Annotated in this window: 20 protein-coding genes; 13 read left to right on the top strand and 7 right to left on the bottom strand. The window is 48.8% G+C overall.

Annotated elements, in window-relative coordinates; translation table 11 throughout:
* Nucleotides 1-180 precede the first annotated feature (180 nt).
* Genes Q0135_RS05640 through Q0135_RS05630 form a run of 3 tightly spaced genes read left to right on the top strand, consistent with a single transcriptional unit; the run spans nucleotide 181 to nucleotide 2250 of the window.
* Nucleotides 181-423, top strand: coding sequence for a hypothetical protein (locus Q0135_RS05640; protein WP_297902676.1), 243 nt, complete (start codon nucleotides 181-183; stop codon nucleotides 421-423).
* The gene (locus Q0135_RS05635; RefSeq protein ID WP_297989038.1) at nucleotides 423-1085 is read left to right on the top strand and encodes a response regulator transcription factor; all 663 of its coding nucleotides are present in this window, start codon (nucleotides 423-425) and stop codon (nucleotides 1083-1085) included. Before Q0135_RS05640 ends, Q0135_RS05635 begins: the two co-directional genes overlap by 1 nt.
* A complete protein-coding gene (locus Q0135_RS05630; protein WP_297989036.1) occupies nucleotides 1078-2250 on the top strand; it encodes a HAMP domain-containing sensor histidine kinase in 1173 nt (390 codons plus the stop codon). Before Q0135_RS05635 ends, Q0135_RS05630 begins: the two co-directional genes overlap by 8 nt.
* 227 nt (nucleotides 2251-2477) lie before the next feature.
* Here the strand turns inward: Q0135_RS05630 and Q0135_RS05625 are convergent, their stop codons facing one another.
* The 3 genes from Q0135_RS05625 to pta form a co-directional block, all read right to left on the bottom strand.
* Nucleotides 2478-3098 carry a hypothetical protein gene (locus Q0135_RS05625; RefSeq protein WP_297989034.1) on the bottom strand — a complete coding sequence of 207 codons (621 nt, stop codon included), beginning with the start codon at nucleotides 3096-3098 and terminating at the stop codon, nucleotides 2478-2480.
* Nucleotides 3099-3619: 521 nt separating this feature from the next.
* Nucleotides 3620-4852, bottom strand: a complete 1233-nt coding sequence (locus Q0135_RS05620; protein WP_297989031.1) for an acetate kinase — start codon at nucleotides 4850-4852, stop codon at nucleotides 3620-3622.
* Nucleotides 4853-6451, bottom strand: coding sequence for a phosphate acetyltransferase (gene pta, locus Q0135_RS05615; RefSeq protein ID WP_297989028.1), 1599 nt, complete (start codon nucleotides 6449-6451; stop codon nucleotides 4853-4855).
* Between the two features lie 112 nt (nucleotides 6452-6563).
* Between pta and Q0135_RS05610 the strand changes: the two genes are divergently transcribed.
* From Q0135_RS05610 to Q0135_RS05565, 10 genes are all read left to right on the top strand, one after another.
* The gene (locus Q0135_RS05610; protein WP_297989026.1) at nucleotides 6564-7331 is read left to right on the top strand and encodes a helix-hairpin-helix domain-containing protein; all 768 of its coding nucleotides are present in this window, start codon (nucleotides 6564-6566) and stop codon (nucleotides 7329-7331) included.
* A 451-nt stretch (nucleotides 7332-7782) separates the two neighbouring features.
* Nucleotides 7783-9477: an acetolactate synthase large subunit gene (locus tag Q0135_RS05605; protein WP_297989023.1), complete on the top strand. Its 1695-nt coding sequence runs from the start codon at nucleotides 7783-7785 to the stop codon at nucleotides 9475-9477.
* A 1-nt stretch (nucleotide 9478) separates the two neighbouring features.
* A complete protein-coding gene (ilvN, locus tag Q0135_RS05600) occupies nucleotides 9479-9949 on the top strand; it encodes an acetolactate synthase small subunit (RefSeq protein ID WP_297989021.1) in 471 nt (156 codons plus the stop codon).
* A gap of 31 nt (nucleotides 9950-9980) precedes the next feature.
* On the top strand, nucleotides 9981-10931 hold the full coding sequence (gene lpxD, locus Q0135_RS05595; RefSeq protein WP_297989019.1) for a UDP-3-O-(3-hydroxymyristoyl)glucosamine N-acyltransferase: 951 nt from the start codon (nucleotides 9981-9983) through the stop codon (nucleotides 10929-10931).
* A gap of 372 nt (nucleotides 10932-11303) precedes the next feature.
* Nucleotides 11304-11921 (top strand): Type 1 glutamine amidotransferase-like domain-containing protein, encoded by a 618-nt coding sequence (locus Q0135_RS05590; RefSeq protein WP_297989017.1) that lies wholly within the window; start codon nucleotides 11304-11306, stop codon nucleotides 11919-11921.
* Nucleotides 11922-12058: 137 nt separating this feature from the next.
* Nucleotides 12059-12637 carry an NAD(P)H-dependent oxidoreductase gene (locus Q0135_RS05585; RefSeq protein WP_297989015.1) on the top strand — a complete coding sequence of 193 codons (579 nt, stop codon included), beginning with the start codon at nucleotides 12059-12061 and terminating at the stop codon, nucleotides 12635-12637.
* A gap of 572 nt (nucleotides 12638-13209) precedes the next feature.
* Nucleotides 13210-13695 carry a hypothetical protein gene (locus tag Q0135_RS05580; RefSeq protein ID WP_297989011.1) on the top strand — a complete coding sequence of 162 codons (486 nt, stop codon included), beginning with the start codon at nucleotides 13210-13212 and terminating at the stop codon, nucleotides 13693-13695.
* Nucleotides 13696-13972: 277 nt separating this feature from the next.
* On the top strand, nucleotides 13973-14140 hold the full coding sequence (locus Q0135_RS05575) for a hypothetical protein (RefSeq protein WP_297962823.1): 168 nt from the start codon (nucleotides 13973-13975) through the stop codon (nucleotides 14138-14140).
* Between the two features lie 15 nt (nucleotides 14141-14155).
* Nucleotides 14156-14305, top strand: a complete 150-nt coding sequence (locus Q0135_RS05570; RefSeq protein WP_297962825.1) for a hypothetical protein — start codon at nucleotides 14156-14158, stop codon at nucleotides 14303-14305.
* Nucleotides 14306-14365: 60 nt separating this feature from the next.
* The gene (locus Q0135_RS05565) at nucleotides 14366-14563 is read left to right on the top strand and encodes a hypothetical protein (RefSeq protein WP_297962827.1); all 198 of its coding nucleotides are present in this window, start codon (nucleotides 14366-14368) and stop codon (nucleotides 14561-14563) included.
* Between the two features lie 554 nt (nucleotides 14564-15117).
* Here the strand turns inward: Q0135_RS05565 and Q0135_RS05560 are convergent.
* Genes Q0135_RS05560 through Q0135_RS05545 form a run of 4 tightly spaced genes read right to left on the bottom strand, consistent with a single transcriptional unit; the run spans nucleotide 15118 to nucleotide 19520 of the window.
* Nucleotides 15118-16827 carry a proline--tRNA ligase gene (locus Q0135_RS05560; protein WP_297989008.1) on the bottom strand — a complete coding sequence of 570 codons (1710 nt, stop codon included), beginning with the start codon at nucleotides 16825-16827 and terminating at the stop codon, nucleotides 15118-15120.
* Nucleotides 16817-18283, bottom strand: a complete 1467-nt coding sequence (hemA, locus tag Q0135_RS05555; protein ID WP_297989006.1) for a glutamyl-tRNA reductase — start codon at nucleotides 18281-18283, stop codon at nucleotides 16817-16819. Before hemA ends, Q0135_RS05560 begins: the two co-directional genes overlap by 11 nt.
* A complete protein-coding gene (locus Q0135_RS05550) occupies nucleotides 18283-19275 on the bottom strand; it encodes a polyprenyl synthetase family protein (protein ID WP_297941527.1) in 993 nt (330 codons plus the stop codon). The genes hemA and Q0135_RS05550 overlap by 1 nt, the downstream gene beginning before the upstream one ends.
* Entirely contained in the window at nucleotides 19275-19520 is a 246-nt protein-coding gene (locus tag Q0135_RS05545; RefSeq protein ID WP_297941526.1) for a DUF2018 family protein, read from the bottom strand. Before Q0135_RS05545 ends, Q0135_RS05550 begins: the two co-directional genes overlap by 1 nt.
* Between the last annotated feature and the right edge of the window lie 210 nt (nucleotides 19521-19730).

Here is a 19730-nt window from a genome sequence, read left to right as displayed (position 1 = left end):
TTGACTAGCCATAGCGAGGCGATTTAAATTTCAGAGATCCGCGACCGACCGAGCGCATTTAAACCGCGCCGCATTTGAAATTACAGGCGTTTAAATTTAAATTTGAATTTTTTCGGAATTTCACACTTACTTCACTTTTGCGGGAGTATAATTCCGCTAATTTTTTTTAAGGAGTACGTAATGAAAAAACTTACTTTGTTTGCGCTTAGTGCGCTATTTGCTGGCACTTTTGCCGTAGCTGCCGATATGGGCATGAAAGATGAGATGAAGGACGCCAATACATCAATGCATAATGGTGCGAAAGAGGTGAAAGCTGAGATGAAACATATGAAGCACGAGACGCATGGTATGAAAAAAGATGCCGTTAAAAAGGGCTCTCATGCAAAAAAAGAGATGAAAAAAGAGATTAAAAAAGAGATGTAGTGAGTAAAATTTTACTCGTAGAGGACGATGAGACCCTTTGCGATCTCATCGGCGAATATTTAAGAAGCGCGGGCTTTGACGTGTGCGTTTGCAGCGACGCTCAAAGTGCCGCAGATCTTGCTTATGAGCAAAAATTTGATCTTTTTATCTTTGACGTAAAAATCCCCAAAGGCGACGGTTTTTCACTTTTAAAAGAACTACGCAAGAACGGCGATCACACTCCTGCGATATTTGCTACGTCGCTAAATACGCTCGATGACCTTGAGGTCGGTTTTAAAAGCGGCTGCGACGATTATCTCAAAAAACCATACGAGCTAAAAGAGCTGCTGCTGCGCGTTAATTCGCTCATAAAGCGAAACTTCAGCCACAATTTTGATGATTTTGTAACTATTGACGACGAGTTTAAATTTTACTTTGCAAGCAAAGAGCTACGCAGATCGGGCGTGCCCGTCGCGCTTTCAAACAAAGAGCGCGAGCTGCTGGCGCTTTTTTTGCAAAATAAAAACAGGCTTTTGAGCAAGGATGAAATTTTCTCCGCGATCTACGCTTTTGACGAAACTCCGAGCGAGGAAGCGTTGCGAACTTATATCAAAAATCTACGCCGCGTCCTAGGCGAAGAGCACATCATAAACCGCCGCAACGCAGGGTATCTATATGTCTGAAAAGACCGCTTTAACGCTTAAAATTTTATCTTTGTATCTCATTTCAAGTGCGTTGTTTTTGGGATATTTTTTCAAGATAAATTACAGGATGAACGAAGCCGCGCTGCTTTCGCACAGGATAAAAGAGCTAAAAGAGATCAAAATAATGATCTATATGAAAGCAAGTATGGATGGGCTGGAATCGCTAGCGGACTTTGAGCGCGAAAAGGGCGTGAGTGCGTGTATATTTAAGCCAAACTCTGATGAAATTTACGGCTGTGACGGCGAGCTTGGCGCACTTGATAAAGCGAAGCTAAAGGCGGAATTTATAAGTGGCGGAAGGCTAGGAATTTATGAGAATCTGCAAAATATGGAGGAGCGAAACGCCTTTTCCAAGGCTAAAATCATTCTGCTTGGAAGTAGCGTGCAGGGCGAAATTTTAACGCTTCGTATCAAAACCGCAGCGATGATGATAGCACTTTTGGGTGTGATATTAGCCGTGGCGTTTTATCTGGTGCGGCTAGGTACAAAGCCGCTTTACGATAAGATTGACACGCTAAATCGCTTCATCAAGGATAGTACCCACGAGATTAATACTCCGCTTAGTATTATCTCCATGAGCGTCGAGACGATGCGGCACGCAGAGCTTGGAGAATACAACGCCAAGCGCGTCGCTAATATCGATCTTGCCGCCAAGACGCTTTCGCGCATCTACGAGGATCTCGTGTTTTTAACCTTCGGTATGAATAAGGAGGGCGAGATTAGCTCGATCGATCTAAAGAGCCTCGTCGCTTCGCGCTGCGAATATTTCGCGCCGTTTATCCAAAAACGCAGACTAAGCCTTAAAACCGATCTTTCGGATGCGAGCATGAGCGCAAATATTTATGAAATTTCGCGCCTGATCGACAATCTGCTAAGCAACGCCGTAAAATACGCCGATGCAGGCGGCTACGTGGATGTGCGGCTAAGGCACGGCGAGCTAGCGATCTCAAATAGCGGCGAGGGGATCGACAGGAAAAAGGGCGACGAAATTTTCAGGCGCTTTGCGCGCTTTAACTCAAGCGAGGGCGGCTTTGGAATCGGGCTTAGCATCGTAAGCGAGGTCTGCAAAAAATACTCCTTTTCTATCTCCTACGACAGCGTGCCGGGCGAGATAACGACCTTTCGCCTTACGTGGCGCGAATAGAATTTTAAAATTTAAAAGCGGCCGCCTGCGGTTTAAATTTAATCGTAGTTTGGTCGCTTAAATTCCGCGCAAAAAAAGGTCTAATCGCAGGGCGTTTAAATTTAATCGTCGCTTGTTTTTGTTCTAAAACGGAGCGCGGAAATTTAATCGCCCGCCCGCTTTGCGCTCGTAAAATGACCCTGAAAGTTATAGGTGCAGAATTTTATTCGTCCGCGATTTTATAAAATTTAGCTTTTATTTCTCGATAGATATATCCAGTGGACTATATTACTGAATAAAATCGGAACAGACATACCAAAAAACATTGAGCCGCCTCCAAAAAACGATAGCCAACCAAACAGGCTCTCTCTGCTCGCAAAAGTTGGAAACGTCCGCCCGTTGCCTACTTTGTGTGGGATGCCGTTTATGGCAAAATCGGCGTAGAAATAATTATTTAGAAGCCAATAGATAAAAGGTATGCCGATAAGCATAATTAGCTGCGTCTTGACGGCGGGAAGCTCTTTTTCATATAAGAATACGGCGATTGGATAATACACGCAGCTTAGCGCGAAAGCCGTTAAAATAGGTATCCACAATGCCGCGACGTAAAATTCCGCAAGCTGCGTGTGCGGGCTTATTTTGCCGATTGCGGCGATGTTTGGAAAAAACCGCTTCATAAATCCAACGAAGTCCGCGCATGCCGCGCTTACGTCTAAAATGTTTTCGGGTAGCACGAATACGCTAAGCGCCGTGATCGCAAACAGCGCAAAAACCGCCGCGTAAAGTCGCCCGAAAAATTTAGTGAATTTCGTATCGGGATACGGCGTATCTTGCTCTTGCGTGCCTTGTGAATTCGGCAAATCGCTCATCGTTCGCTCCTTTAATAAAGTTTGCGTGCCAAAACCCGGCTTGCGCTAAATTTTAAAATTTTATGCCTTATTATCCGGTAAATTTCACAATAAGGACCTGTTTTGGAATTTTACGGTCTAATTTGAAGCCAAATTTATTAAATTTAACCAGCAAAGCTTTGTTTAAAAACAAAGCGTCGCCACCTCTAACGCGCAGTGATCTAGGCGGGGTTTGGGCGGTAGACCTGCTTGCGTGCTAGCCGAAGCAAAGTAAAAGGGCGCTTCGCAAGTATAGCCCCTTCCGCTCCGCCTCTTCCGAGCAAGAATTTAAGCCTTATCGGAAGCGACAAATAAAATTTAAACCCGCGCGTAGCGTAGCAATTTCTCGTATCGTCTTAGCAGAAAGCCACTAAAATAAAGAAAGCCCTTTCATTTCACGCAAGCTCACAGCCAAGACCCAAAATTTAATTGCCTAACAAAAAAGCAAGTTGGCGTTGCTGCTCGCGAAATAACCGCGGAATCCTGCTAAATAAAATTTAAATTTAAAATTCCGAGTATTTCTGATAGTCGATCTGCGCGGAGTTTTTATTGATCGTATCGACCGTAGCTTCAGCGATCGCAAGTTCCTCGTTGGTGGGAATTACGAGCGTTTTGATTTTGCTATCTACCGCGCTTAAATTTCTAATCGAGCCGGTATTTTTTGCGTTTTTTGTCGCATCGATTTCGATGCCGATATGAGCGAGCCTCTCGCAGACATTTTGCCTAAAATGCGGCGCATTCTCGCCGATACCGCCGGTAAAGATCAAAGCGTCCACGCGCCCGAGCACGGCATAATACGCTCCGATCATCTTAACGACGCTGTACACGAGCATCTCAAACGCAAGTTTCGCGCGCGGCTCGCCATCCTCCATCTTTTCATATACCTTTCGCAGATCGCTTGCACCGCAGATGCCGAGCAGCCCGCTTTTCTTGTTCATTATGACATCCATATCCTGCGCGTTGTAGCCCGCGACGCGCTCGATGTATGGGATGATCGCAGGATCGATCGAGCCGCATCTGGTGCCCATGATGATCCCCTCAAGCGGCGTTAGCCCCATTGAGGTGTCGATGCACTTGCCGTTTTCTATGGCGCTCACGCTAGAGCCGTTGCCAAGATGTAGCGTAATGGCGTTGAAGTTTTCGTATTTTTTACGCAAAAATTTCGCTCCCATCGTCGAGACGAACCAATGCGACGTGCCGTGCGCGCCGTAGCGACGAACTTTGTATTTTTCGTAGAATTCATACGGCAGCGCGTACATATACGCATAAGGCGGGATGCTTTGATGAAATATCGTATCGAAAACCGCGACGTTTGGAATTTTAGGAGCGATCTTTAGGCAGGATTTGATGCCCGCTAAATTTGCAGGATTGTGTAGTGGTGCAAGCGGCGCAAGCTCGGCGATTTTAGCCATTACGTCATCATCTATGAGCGCGGGAGCGTCGAAATAATCCGCACCTTGGACTATTCTATGCCCGATGCCGCCTACTTGAGTTAGATCGTTGATTACTCCGCTTTGTTTTAAAAGATTGATCGCGATCGCGATCGCGGTCTCGTGATTTGGAATTTGCTCGTTTTCAACTTTTATGCTTCGTCCGTTGGCGCAATTGATGCTTCCGCTTGCGTGCGTCGAGCCGATCTCCTCGATGAGCCCACTTGCGATGCAGGCGTGATTTAGCATATCGTGGAATTTAAATTTAACCGAGCTCGAGCCAGAATTTATGACTAGGATATCCATTTAATTCTCTCCTGCTTGAATGGCGCTGATAAGTATCGTGTTTACGATATCGGCGACCTTGCAGCCGCGGCTTAGATCGTTTACCGGCTTTTTTAAGCCCTGTAAAATCGGTCCGATCGCCACGGCGCCTGCGGTGCGCTGAACGGCCTTATAACAGATATTTCCACAGTTAAGATCAGGGAAGATAAATACGTTCGCGCGCCCTGCGACCGCGGAGCCTGGCATCTTTTTCTTAGCGACCGCTGCATCGACTGCGGCATCGAATTGCAGCGGTCCGTCGATTAAAAGCGCCGGCGCCTTTTCGCGCGCTTTCTGCGTCGCAGTTTTTATGAATTCCACGCTTTCACCGCTACCACTATCGCCACTGGAGTAGCTCAGCATCGCCACACGCGGCTCAAGCCCGAACGCCTTTGCGGTCGCGGCGCTTGAGATCGCGATACCTGCCAGATACTCCGCGCTCGGGTTCGGCGCTACGGCGCAGTCGGCAAAAAGCAGCGCCTGCGTATCCAGGCACATTATAAATGCGCCGCTAACGCTCGCGATACCGGGCTTTGTCTTGATGATCTGAAGTGCGGGGCGGATCGTCTCCGCAGTAGTCGTGCTTGCGCCGCTTACCATCGCATCGGCTAGCCCTTCATACACGAGCATCGTGCCGAAATAGGTGCGGTCGCGAACGAGATCGCGCGCCTGCGCCTCGCTCATACCCTTTGCCTTGCGAAGCTCATATAGATCGCGCGCAAATTTTTCTAAGCTCGCATCCGTCTGCGGATCTAAAATTTTAACGCCGCTTAGATCGAGCCCCAGCTCGCTCGCGCTTTTTTGCACTTCGTCTTGCCGCCCTAAAAGGATCAAATTTGCCGCGCCGCTTTGTTTTATAATCGCAGCCGCGCGCAGAATTCTCTCATCGTCGCTTTCTGGTAGCACGACGGTTTTAACGTTCGCGCGAGCCTTGGCGTAGAGCTTGCTTTCAAATTTCAACGGGGTTAGAATTTCACAGCGCGTGGAGTTTGCGGCGTCCGTGAAGTAGCTCTTGTCGGCAACGACTTTATCAAGCTCTATCGCGCCGCTTTGGCAAGCGGAATTTTCGTCGTGAAATTTTGCATCGCTTTCGCAAGCAGAATTTTTGCCGCAAAGCTCCGATTTTTTAGAATTTGCACCCTCTTGTGCAGGTCTTAGCGCAGAAAATGAAATTTTATCCTCATATATGCTGGCAAAGCTTACCGCTTTTGCTGCGGTGATCAAGCGCGTGCCGATGCGCGCGGCAATTTCGTTAGGATAAAATCCGCAAACGGGGATATTTAGATCCTTTGCGATTTGTAAATTTAGCTCGCGCAGATCAGCTCCCGCTACGCCGCGAACCAGCACAAAATTACACTGCTCTAAAATTTGTGCGAAGCGCTCTATCGCCGCCTTTCGCACGCGCTCATCCTGCCCGTTTGCGAGCGCTTTTTCAAGTTCGCTCCTGCTAAAAAGGGCATTATCGCCAGCGATGCAAAGTTGCAAAACGTTGTGAAAGCTCATGGATAAAATTTTATCTAGTTTTTTTAGCTCGGATTGATAGGCGGCGGGTTCGTCGCATAGGAGCAAAATTCCGTTCATCGGTTGATCCTTTGAAATAAGATAGGCAATTGTAGCAAAATTTTGCTTGCGTGTTAATCAAAGATTTATCGTGAGGGTTTAGAATTTAGTAACTTTCAACAAAGGAGCGCACATGAAAAATTTAGTGATTTTGGCTCTTTTAGTGAGCCTCGCCGCGGCGAAAATCAACATAAACGAAGCTAGTCGCTACGAGCTGATGACGATCGGTGGGCTTGATGCGGGTAGGGCGGATATGCTTATGCAATACCGCCAAAAGCGCGAAATTTCAAGTGCAGATGAGCTAAAGGGCATCAACGGCTTTGCAAGTTACGATACCGCCAAACTGCAGAAGAGCTTTGAAATATCGCCTAGAGCTAACGTGCAGCAGCCGGTGCAGCCTGAGCGCGACATAGTCGTGGTCGAAAAGACCCGCACCCGCACGGTTTACGGAGGCTCTACTTATAGACGCGTGGAAAATTACGGAAACGGTATCACTATTACCGAAACCGGTACTTTTCCGCCTCCACCTCCACGAGGATATGATAGACGCGGCGGCATGCCGCCTCCTCCGCCACCCCCACCTCCTGGTGGTATGATGCCGCCGCCTCCCCCGCCTCCTGGTGGCATGATGCCTCCTCCGCCTCCGCCGCCGCATGGAGGGATAAAACCGCCTCCTCCACCGCCACCTTCGCGTGATGATTATTCTCGCAGGAGAAGTTCTGACAGTATGAGCGATAGCGATATCGGCGGAAGCTCGCGCCGTAACATGCCGGTGCCTATGCATATGGGAACGATCCGCTCAAAAAGATCCAGTAGCGTCACAAGCTTCGGCGACTGCGATCCGCAAAGCGGCAACTGCGCTAGCGTGGGCGTAGGCGTGCAGGTAGATAGAGGGTTTTAAAATTTAATTTTACGCAGGCGGGATTTAGAATTTTATAATAAAGATTCCGCCCGCCCTAAATTTACGGCTAAATTTTAAAATTTCGTAACGTAGAATTTAAAATTTCGCAGGAGTTGCTCTGTGCTACGATAAAATTCCAAAAAATTTTATAAATTTAATCGAGCCTAGCGTGGTAAAATTTCAAGCCAAAATTTTACGTTAAAACTGATGCGCCGCGTTTTGTCAAGATAAAATCTGCACCTTAAAATTTTAAATCTGAACATCCCGTCCGTTTTAAATTTATGGCTAAATTTTAAATTTGCCTTTTCTACTCTCGCTAAATTCCAAAATTTCGCCCTGTCTTGCTGCTATTAAATTTGAAATTCGACCCGATTTAGCGCCTAAAATTCGTGAAATTTAATTTACAAAATAATATAATCACAAAATTATTCCAACGAAACAGGATGGGCGTATGAAAGAAATTAGCGGATCGCAGATGATCGTGGAGGCGTTGCGGCAGGAGGGGGTCGAGGTTGTTTTCGGCTACCCGGGCGGCGCGGCGCTAAATATTTATGATGAAATTTACAAACAAAAATATTTCAGACACATTTTGGTGCGCCACGAGCAGGCTGCGGCGATGGCTGCGGACGGATATGCGCGCGCTAGCGGCAAGGTCGGCGTGGCGGTCGTCACGAGCGGACCCGGATTTACGAACGCGCTTACGGGGCTTGCTACGGCGTATAGCGATAGCATCCCGATCGTGCTTATCAGCGGACAGGTGGCGACCTCGCTCATCGGCACCGACGCCTTTCAAGAGATCGATGCGATCGGAATTTCACGCCCTTGCGTCAAGCACAACTATCTAGTTAAAACGATCGAAGAGCTGCCTAGAATTTTAAAAGAAGCCTTTTATATCGCTCGCAGCGGCAGACCTGGACCCGTGCACGTCGACATCCCTAAAGACGTAACGGCGAAGCTTGGTGTTTTTGAATATCCTAGCGAAATCAAGATGCAGACTTACAAGCCGAATTATAAGGGTAATTCTAAACAGATCAAAAAAGCCGTCGAGCTAATCTCAAACTCCAAAAAGCCTATCCTCTACATCGGAGGCGGCGTTATTAGCGCGGGCGCAAGCGAGCTGGTGCGCGAGCTTAGCGAGTTTGCGCAGATCCCGGTCGTGCAAACCCTTATGGCGCTAGGAGCCGTGCGAAGCGACGATAAATTAAATTTAGGTATGGTCGGCATGCACGGTAGTTACGCCGCAAACATGGCGCTTAGCGAGTCTGATCTGATAATCTGCTTGGGTGCGAGATTTGACGATCGCGTCACGGGTAAGCTTAGCGAATTCGGCAAAAACGCAAAGATCATCCACATTGATATCGATCCTAGCTCGATTTCAAAGATCGTAAACGCGGATTATCCGATCGTGGGCGACGTGAAATCGGTGCTAGAGGAGATGCTGCCGCGCATTAGAAGCGAGGTCAGCCCTGCAAATTTCGAGCAGTGGCGCGAGCTCATCCGCAAATACGATGAAATTCACCCGCTTAAATTTAATGACAGCGATGAAATTTTAAAGCCGCAGTGGGTTATACAAAGTACCGCAAAAATCGCGGGCGAGGACGCTATCATCGCTACGGACGTGGGGCAGCATCAGATGTGGGTCGCGCAGTTTTATCCGTTTTGCAAGCCACGCACTCTGCTAAGTAGCGGCGGGCAGGGCACGATGGGCTACGGCCTTCCTGCGGCATTGGGCGCGAAGGCCTATGCGGGAGATAGACCCGTTATAAATTTCAGCGGCGACGGCTCGATTTTGATGAATATCCAAGAGCTGATGACTGCGAGCGAGAGCGGCTTAAACGTCGTAAATATCGTATTAAACAACAATTTCTTAGGTATGGTGCGGCAGTGGCAGAGTCTATTTTACGGGCAGCGCTTCTCAGCGACCGATCTTAAAGTTCAGCCCGATTTTATAAAGCTTGCTGAAGGCTTCGGCGGCGTGGGCTTTAGCGTTAGCACCAAAGCGGAATTTGAAGATGCGCTGAAGCAGGCTCTTGCTAGCAAAAAGGTGAGCGTCATCGAGGCCAAGATCGATCGCTTTGAAAACGTCTGGCCGATGGTGCCCGCAGGCGGCGCGCTTTATAATATGATTTTTGAGCAGGAGTCTTAGGATGAATAGCATAAGAAGAGTAATATCGGTCGTCGTTACCGATGAGCACGGCGTTTTGTCGCGGATCTCGGGGCTTTTTGCAGGGCGCGGCTATAATATCGACAGTCTCACCGTTGCACCGATCCCAAATACCGGTCTATCGCGCCTTAGCATCGTCACTTCGGGCGACGAGCGCGTCATAGAGCAGATCACTAAGCAGCTTCATAAGCTGATCCCCGTCTACAAGGTCATTGAGGATGCAAAATTCGTCGAAAAGGAGATGGTTTTGGTAAAGATCGCGCTGGGCGAAAATTTAGCGGGGCTTGCTGCCGTTTTAAAAGCCTACAACGGCAGCATCGCAAACAGCGACGACAGCAAGATCGTCATCATGGCGTGCGACGACGCAGACCGCATCGACGGATTTTTAAAGACGATAAAAAAATACAATCCGATCGACATCGTCCGAGGCGGCAGCGTCGCGCTGGATATGTAAGCGGCGATAAAATTTAATCAAAGGAGCGCAAATGAAATTATCTAAAATTGCCGAAATTTTAAACATAGAGCTTAGCGGAGCGGATGCGGAGATCACCGCGATAAATTCGCTTCAAAACGCAAGGCAAAGCGAGCTAAGCTACTGCGATAGCGACAAAAACGAGAAATTTTTATTCGCCACCAAAGCAGCCGCCGTATTGGTAAAAATCGGCACCGCAGCCCCAAGCGGCGTGCGAGCGCTGGAGTGCGAAAACCCGCATCTAGCCTTTGCGATCTTAAGCGCGCATTTTGCTAAGCCGCTCATTCGCAGCGGCGCGCCCGCAAAGATCGCCGCCAGCGCGCAGATCGGGCAGGGCGTGCATATCGGCGTAAATTCCACGATCGGTGAGAACTGCGTCATTTTAAGCGGCGCGTATATTGGCGATGACGTGCATATCGGAAGCGGCTGCGTAATCCACGCAAACGCCGTCATCTACAATGACACGATCATCGGCGAGCGCTGCATAATCCACGCAAACGCCGTCATCGGAAGCGACGGTTTCGGCTACGCGCACACCAAAACGGGCGAGCACGTTAAAATTTATCACAACGGCAACGTCGTGCTGCAAGACGAGGTCGAGATCGGCGCGTGCACGACGATTGATCGCGCGGTGTTCGGCTCTACGATCGTTAAGCGCGGCAGCAAGATCGACAATCTCGTTCAGATCGGGCACAACTGCGAGCTAGGGCAAAACTGCCTCATCGTCTCTCAGGTGGGGCTTGCGGGCTCGACGACGCTTGGGCGCAACGTCGTGATGGGCGGACAGAGCGGCAGCGGCGGGCACGTAAGCGTGGGCGATTTCGCTCAGATCGCGGCGCGCGGCGGCATAAGCAAGGATCTAGCGGGCGGTAAAAACTACGCAGGGCATCCTATAATGGAGCTTGGCGAGTGGTTCAAGCTGCAAGCTAAGATCGTTAGATTTTTTAAAGATAAAAAGCACTAGCCGTTTTACCTTGGTTGACTTGCTTTAGTCGGTTCGGTTGATCGGCTTGATTTGATCGTTTTGATCGTTCGCTCTGATAGACTCCTCTAGCTAGCCTAGCAGGCTCGCGTCGTTTTAATGAAGTTTGAAGGCAGTTGGTGATTGTGGAGTGGTTTGCGTTGCCGTTTGGGTTTTGGCGTATTTTGTAATCGCTGCGGCGGTAAATTTTGCCCTTTTATCGGCACAATTCTGTCCGCGCTATTTTTCATCGTGCGCTTGCTTTGTGGGCGCGGTAGAATTTACTCTGCTAGTTTGGGTCGCATTGCTCGCAGTCATTGCGGCCAAGCTTTACGAGCGCTTTAAATCAGCGCAAATTTAATGAAAGGAAAAACTATGATAGAGATGTTTTTATGCTCCTATTTTGCGGGTGCGGCGACGCTTTTTGAGGACTATGCCGGGCAAAATATCCGCGCTAAAGAGGTGCTTTTTATCCCGACCGCCGCAAACGTCGAGGAGTACCGAGACTACGTGGACGAGGCGAAAGAGGCATTTGCCAAAATGGGCTTTGAGGTTCAAATTTTAGACGTTTCCAAGGCAAGCGAGGCCGAAGCCAAGGCAAAGATCGGCGCAGCGCAGGTGCTTTACGTAAGCGGCGGCAACACCTTTTATCTTTTGCGCGAGCTTAAAAAGAAGAATCTCGCAGGCCTGATCGCTAGTCGCGTCCGAAGCGGTGAGCTCGTGTATGTGGGCGAGTCGGCGGGCGCGATGATCGCGGCGCCTAACGTGGAGTACGCGAGCGTGATGGACGATGCGGGCGACTACGGAGCGGCGGTGCAAACGGGGCTTGATCTGGTGAAATTTTACCCCGTGCCGCACTACGGCGAGGAGCCGTTCGTGCAAAGCTCGGCCGAAATTTTGAAAATTTACGGCGGCAAGCTAAATTTGACGCCGATAAATAACGCCGAGGCGATCGCGGTGTACGGCGATAAATTTGAAATTTTAGGGTGGTAACTGCAGCGTAAAAGTAAAATTTAGTAATTAAACGCTTCATAAAATTTACGCTTATATTTTCGCATAGGGCTGCGAAGTGAAATTTTAACTTAGGTGTGCGAGCGTCGCTAACGAATAAATTTAATCAAAGGATTAAAATGAAAATACTACTTATCAACGGCGGAGCGCCGTTTAACGGCAAAGGCGGCAAGCTAAACAAAACTTTGCACGAGCTAGCCAAAAAAACACTACAAACCCTAGGGCACGAAACGCGCGAAACCACGATACATGAGGGCTACGACTTAGAGGGCGAGGTGGAGAAATTTCTATGGATGGACTCCGTGATCTGGCAGATGCCCGCGTGGTGGATGGGCGAGCCTTGGCTAGTCAAAAAGTACGTTGACGAGGTGTTTATGGGCGGCATAGGCAAGATAGTGGCAAACGACGGGCGACACAGCGCAAATCCAAACGACGGATACGGCACCGGCGGGCTGATAAAGGGCAAATCGCACATGCTAAGCGTCACTTGGAATGCGCCGCTTCAGGCATTTGACAAGCCAGGCGATTTTTTCGAGGGCGTGGGCGTGGACGGCGTTTATTTGCATTTTCATAAGGCAAATGAATTTTTAGGCACGAAAAGGCTGCCTACTTTTATGTGCAACGACGTCATTAAAAATCCCGATATGGAGCGCTTTATGAGGGATTACGAAGCGCATTTAAAAAGGGTTTTCGGCTAGTCTTAACGGACTCAAACGAGTTTATCTATTCGCAATACAGCACCAGACGAGCTAAAACGGATTTATAAAACGCTTCTTAAGTTCGGATATTACGTCGTTTGTGAAATTTTAAAATAATGCCAAGCAGTACTTGTTTGAGTGAGGCTTGCGACGCGCGAGGTTTTCGCAAACGAGATTCGAGCTTTGCTTGGCTGACTGACACTGCGTGATGTGCGGGAAGTGTGAAATTTGCGGCGTTGCGGCGTGAAATTTCAAGTCTTGCGGCGCGCGATTTATGCAGTCACTATATAAAATTTCATACGGCTGTCGCAGCTTTTAAATCTGTGCGAAATAAAACTTGCGAAACAACGTGGCATTTTGCGATCGTTTTTAATTTTGCAAATGCGCTGTATTTTGGCTCGGTGCGAGATAAAATTTTACGCGGCGCACTTTTATGTGATGTACGCGTCTGGCTTGCCGTTGCTCGTTAGTGCCATGTCAGCGAGTGCTAAGCATGGATGAGCGCGATGGCTGGCTCGTGTAACTATTAGCGTGCCGTTCAGTGCTGCTAGTGGCTTTAAGAGGCGCGATGTGTGTTTACAGGGGAAGAGATGCTAAAAATCGATATGCTAAAATTTCTTCGCTCGGGCGAGTTTGCAGGCGTAAGAAGCGGCTTGAGTTGCGCGCAGATCGCCTCGATGTTTGGCCCCGCAGACGCGAGCTTTAAGAGCGCGGGGGCTGAAATTTTAAGATACGGCGCCTTTGAGTTTCACTTTTTTCGGGACGAAATTTTTATGATTTTTTCGGATCATTTCAGAAGCGAGTCTCTAAATTTCGGCGGCGCAAGGGCGCGGCAAATCGAAATAGAGCCTTGGATATTATCGGGCTGTCCTGCTCCTATGGGTCTTGCGGCGGCAAAAGGCGCTTTAAATCGCGAGCGGATCGAGTATCGCGAGCGCGCAACGGATGAGGGTTTGGAGTTAAACTTAAACAGCGGCGTTACGCTTGCGTTTGAAAGCTTGAGCGGGTTGGGTGAGCCCCGCGGATACGAGCTTACCGCGTTTTGGATAAAATTTTAGCGGAATTTAAAAAGAGAAATATTTTCTTTTGCGCGCTTTTTAAATTTAGCTTTTAAATTTACTCTTCGTTGAATGAAAATGAATGAAAATCCAAGCTAAATTTCGGCAGAAGCGGCGCCTTGTATTGCGCACAGCACTGGAAAAAACCGAGCCGTATTAGCTGAAGAAATGCGGATTTAAAGATCGCGATAGCTTATAGCGACGTAGCTCCGCTTTTATGCCGCTACGGCGCGCCAGGATGAAGCGCCGAAATAAAATTTAAACAAAAGAGAATTTGATGCTTTTTGATACAAAATACGATGAAAAAAAGATCGCTAGCTTTAATCAGATGAATACGCTTTTAAGATGCGTGCTGCTGTTTTTTATCCTTGGCGCGGGTGCGGCGCTGTATATGTCCTACACCGCGGTGCTACCGTCTAGCCCAGAGGATTTGCAGACCATATAGGGGCGCGTCATATATGTGCAAACGAATAAGAGTAGAGGGGCTAGTTACTATAGGTTAAATTTAGTGGATAGCGCGCTTAAGCAGAGGCGTTTTTCTTTAGATGTTTACGGTACGCAGATAGACGGATACAAGGCCGCGATATACGACAAGGACGTAAAAATTTAGTACCAAAGGGTCAGGGGCGATACCGACCTTGCACGGCAGATCGCCCTTAAAGACGGGCAAATGGTTTTAAAATACGATTATGCTTTTGCAACCAGATTTTATTACAATACCATATCCGATTCCTATAGAATCACATATTTGAAATGGGGCGGCGGTACGCTTGCGCTTTTGATCGTTCAGATCGTTTTGACTCGGATAGCGAGGAGAAAATACCGCGCCAAATGGGGTTACTACGACAAGCCTACGAATAAAATTTAAAATCGGTCGTCGCCGAATAAATTTAGGCAAAATTTTGACCCGGTAAAATTTCGGATCGGCTTTTGCGCGCCGATTAAATTTACGCGTCCGCTGCGCCGCGAAATTTAAATCTTAATTTAAAGAGCGAAATCAAAGGAGTGAAAACGCTGCTTAAATTTCGCTTTTTAAAAATCGTTTTAGTAAAAGGGCGGGCAGAGATCGGGATTTTATCGCGGAATTTTGTTTTGGCAGCTCGCGAGAGCGGCGGAAACGCGCCCTTTGCTTTTTACTTGCGCGGTCAAGTTGGTGCTTTAAATTCTCGCCTTGAAACAGCGGTTTGGCTGTCGATGTAATCTTAGTCGCAAACTCATACTTTAAAATTTAGCTTTAGTGAAATGGCAGTGCAGCTTAAGCGTAAATTTTATCGTTATGCCTAAGTTTTACTTCAACGTCATGCGCGGTAAATTTATAAATTTCACGCTGCGCAATGTAAAAAAATCGGTCTGTAAATTGCAAAATAGGCGGCAAAATTTAGCCCAGATTTAGGGCTAAATTCCACGCGCTTACTAATTTTTCTAGGCTAATTTTGTCTCGATAAGTTTTAAAATTTCATCCGCGCTTACGCTCTGCCGCTTTAGGCCTGCGCGAGTGATGAACTCGACGCTTCCCTCTGCTAGGGCTTTGCCCACGAGCACCGCGTACGGAAAGCCCATCAGCTCGAAGTCGTTCATCTTCACGCCGAAACGCTCCGCGCGATCGTCGAGTAGCGTGCGAACGCCCAGCACGCGGCACTGCTCGTACAGTTTCTCGGCAAATTCTACCGTAGCCGCGTCTTTGTGATTTGAAATGATGATCTCAAGCTCGAAAGGCGCCAGCTCGCGCGGCCAGATGCAGCCTCGCTCATCGTGGCTGCTTTCGATCGCCACGGCGATAAGGCGGCTTGCGCCGATGCCGTAGCAGCCCATGTAAAACGCACGAGCCTTGCCGTTTGCGTCCAAAAATCGCGCTCCCATCGGCTCGGAATAGCGCGTGCCGAGCTGAAAGATATGACCCACCTCGATGCCTTTTGTGATGCTAAGCTCGCCGCCGCAGCACGGACAAGCGTCGCCTTCGCTCACGGCGGTAAGATCCGCAAAGCGCGATTCGTTAAAATTTATCACGCTAGCGCCCACATAGTGGTAATCCGGCTCGTTCGCGCCCGCGATCATCTCGCGCGCTCCTTTTAGCTCAGCGTCGATATAAAATTTTGCCCCCTCACCGAGTCCGAAAGGTCCGCAAAAGCCCGCCGTAAAGCCAGCTCGCGCGATCTCCTCCTCGCTAGCATCGACTAGCTCAAGTGCGCCGCAGGCGTTTTGCGCCTTGGTCTCTTGCAGCTCGTCGCAGCCGCGGATAAAAAACGCTACGACCTCGCTGCGATCCTCGTATAGCGCTTTTTTGATCACCGCCTTGATGGTGTAGAATTTATCCACTTTGAAAAATTCCGCCACCGCATCGATCGTTTTCATCGCGGGGGTTTTAAATTTCATCATGCCGTCGGTTTCGGGCGCGGTGGCGTTCGTGGTTTTGGGCGCACGGCGCGCAGCTTCGATGTTTGCGGCATACTCGCAGTGCTTGCACACGACGATATCGTCCTCGCCGTTGTCCGCTAGCACCATAAACTCCTTGCTGCCGCTGCCGCCGATCGCGCCGCTGTCTGCATCGACCGCGCGAAAATTTAATCCCAGTCGCGTAAAGATCCGCGAGTACGCCTGCCTCATCACCTCAAACTCGCGCTTCATATCCGCAGCATCCGCGTGGAAGCTATAGGCGTCCTTCATCGTAAACTCGCGTCCGCGCAGAAGTCCGAAGCGAGGGCGCGCCTCATCGCGGAATTTTGTATTGATCTGATAGATATTTAGCGGCAGCTGCTTGTAGCTCGTGATCTTATCCGCGATCATCAAAACCGCCGCTTCCTCGTTGGTAGGGCTTAGCACGAAGTCGTTATCCTTGCGGTCTTTGAAGCGCAGCAGCTCCTTACCGTATTTGGCGTAGCGACCGCTTTTTTTCCACACATCCGCAGACGTCACGACGCTAAAAGAAACCTCTTGCGCGCCCGCAGCGTCCATCTCCTGCCTGATGACGGCGCAGATCCGCTCTAGCACTATCTTTCCTAGCGGCAAAAAATTATAAAGCCCGCTGCCCAGCTGCTCGATAAATCCCGCGCGGATCAAAAGCGCGTGGCTAGGTAGTACCGCGTCTCTGGGGGCCTCTTTTAGGCTCGGAGCGAAAAGCTTACTAAATTTCATTTTGTTTGTCCTTTTTCTCGTTTTCTTGATTTAAAAATTTTTCGTAGTTTTCTTGCAGTTCAAAAATTTCGACCAGCGCGTTTACTGTGCCGTCAGCATCGTCCGCTTCGCCGAGGTTTTTCAAATTTACCGTCGGAGCGTGCAGAAACGCTTTAAAAACCTGATGGATCAGCTTGCGCGCCTCCTCTGCATCGCTGTGCTTTAGATAGCCCTTTTTAAGCGCTTTGGCTAGCTCCAGCTCAGCTACTTGCTTCGCGCTTTGACGCAAGGCTTTGATGATCGGCGTGGATGCCGCCGCTTTGAGCCATTTGAAAAACTCGTTCGTGCATTTTGCCACGATCGAGTAAGCGATCTGCGCCTGCTCCTCGCGAAGCAGCAAATTTTTCTTTACGATCTCCTCCAGATCATCTACGCTGTAAACTTCAATATCCTCGCTCTGGCTAAGCTCCACGTCGCGCGGCACGGCGATATCGAAAAAATATCGCTTAAAGCTTTTGGGCTCAAGCAAGCTATCGGTAATGATCGGCTCTTGCGAGCCCGTAGCGCTGAAAAATAGGCTATTTACGTTCAGATATTTTTTGAGATTATCAAGGCTATCGATTTTAATACGGGATTGTACCTGCGCGGAGGAATTTGCGCAGGCGGTGGAATTTTTATCGTCCTTGGGATTTTCGCCCGCGAAATTCGCGACATTTCCGGAATTTAAGCCGTCTGAATTTTTTCCTGTGCCGGGATTTTCATCCGCGCAATTTTTCGCATCCAAGGAATTCTCGCCAAGTAGCGAGGCGGCCAGTCTTTGCGCATTAGTCAAATTTCGATTTAAGATCGTGATATTTGCGCCGCTTGCGAGCAGATGTTTGCACGCTAGCTCGCTCATCTCTCCCGCGCCCACTACCACGGCGTTTACGCCCTGCAAGGAGCCTAACTTTTCCTTTGCCATCGCCACGGCGACGCTTGAGACCGAGATCGGGTTTTTTGAAATTTCAGTCTGGTTGCGGATACGCGCCGCGCATTTTAGCGCTTCATCTATCGCTCTTGCGATCTGCGCGCCCGCGTGGGCGTTTTGTTTGGCAAATTTAAAGGCGTCTTTGAGCTGGCCTACGATCTGCGTCTCGCCCACTACGAGGCTGTCAAGAGAAGCTGCGACGGCAAAAAGATGGTGTATCGCGCCGTAATCCTCGTAAATATCGGCGCGCTCGGCTAGCTCGTCGTAGCTCACGCCGCTTACGCGCGAAAGCGCTAAAAGCACGAATTTGCTAGCCGCTTTGAAGTCGCTTACGGCGGTAAAAATTTCTACGCGGTTGCAGGTGCTTAGCACCAAACACTCCTCTATCGCGGAGTTTGAAGCCAAAAGGCGCAAAATTTCTTTTTTACGCACGTCGTTTGAAAACGACAGCTTCTCGCGCACTGTGATGTCTGTGTTTTTGTGGGTGAAGCTCACGCTCATATACGCCATCAAAACTCCCTATCTATCATATCTCGCACGATTTGCTCCAGCTTGTCGTTTTTAAATTCCGCCACGGCTTCGAGCGCCTTTTGCCCGTAGGCACGAGCTTCGTTTATACAGCGCTCGATAATGTCGTGCTCGCTAAGCTTCGCTTTGATCCATAAAATTTCGCTCTCGCGCAACTGCTTTTTAAAAAACGATTTTAGCTTTTGTCGCTCGGAATCATTTAAATTTTCGTATAAATAGATGTAGGGCAGGGTGGTTTTACCCTCCGCGAAATCGCTCAAGCTCGGCTTACCGAGCGCTTCTGAGCTTTGCGTGACGTCTAAGATGTCGTCGATAATCTGAAAAGCAAGCCCCAAATTTTTGCCGTATTCGCCGAATTTTGCGCTCGCGCTTGAAATTTTATCATGATCTTTCGCAGCGTTTGGAATTTCGCCCTCGTTTTTTGCGCCGTTTATATCTGAAATTTCGCCGCGATTTTCTGCGCCGCCGAATTTTAAAAACGCTCCGCAGCGCGCGACCTCTTCGATCAAAGCGGAGGTTTTTAGATAGATCATTTGCAGATATTTGCTCGCATCGTCGTTAAAATCATTGCTTAAGCTCACGTCCATCAGCTCGCCCACGGCAAGCTTCGTGACGGCGCCCGAAAGCGCGGCGGCGATGCGGCTTTCAAATTTAGAAAGCTCGAAGTATGCCTTGGAATAGAGTATGTCGCCCAACATCACGGCGTTTTTGGAGCCGTAGGTGGCGTTTATCGAGGGCTTGCCGCGGCGCACCGAGCTTTCGTCGATGACGTCGTCGTGCAGCAGGCTTGCGGCTTGGATCAGCTCAATGATCGCGCATAGACGCAGCGATTTTTCATCCTTTTGCGCGATGTTTAGTAGCAGCTTGGAGCGCAGTTTTTTGCCTGAGCTAAGTTTCGCAAACATCTCGTTAGCGGGCTCATATCCGCAGTCTGCGATGAAGCTTTTCATAATTAAATCGATTTGATCTTGCATTATTCGTTATTGCTTAGGATATTTCCGCTCATTTGCAAAAATTTGTCGTTTAGCTCGTCTTGTAGATCCTGCTGCGCGATGAAGCTTTCGATCTCGCGCTCGCTAATGCCGCACGCTTCGCAGAGCCGCTCACAGGCGATTAGGCGGATTAGAGCTTCTTCGATTTCGTTTTGCACCAAAGTAGGGCTTGCAGCGGATAAAATTTCAAAAAATTTCTCTCTTGGGCTGCCTTCAAAAATATCCATTTACCTTCCTTAAAATTTCACGATTATAGCAAATATAAAATTTAATTTAGGTTAGAACGCGGCAAACTATCGAGGTTTTTAAACAAGGGCGATTACGCAGATCTTGTGCCTGCGTGCGGTAAATTTTAAGCTTAAACGCGGGATTTTGGGCTTTGAATCTATAAATTTTAAAATTTTACTTGTTTTCGAGATAGGCAGAGCGAGCGGAAT

The organism is uncultured Campylobacter sp. (assembly GCF_937981295.1).
Classification (GTDB): Bacteria; Campylobacterota; Campylobacteria; order Campylobacterales; family Campylobacteraceae; genus Campylobacter_B.
The sequence above is the reverse complement of the archived record's forward strand: the minus strand, read 5'-3'. Positions and strand labels throughout refer to the sequence as shown.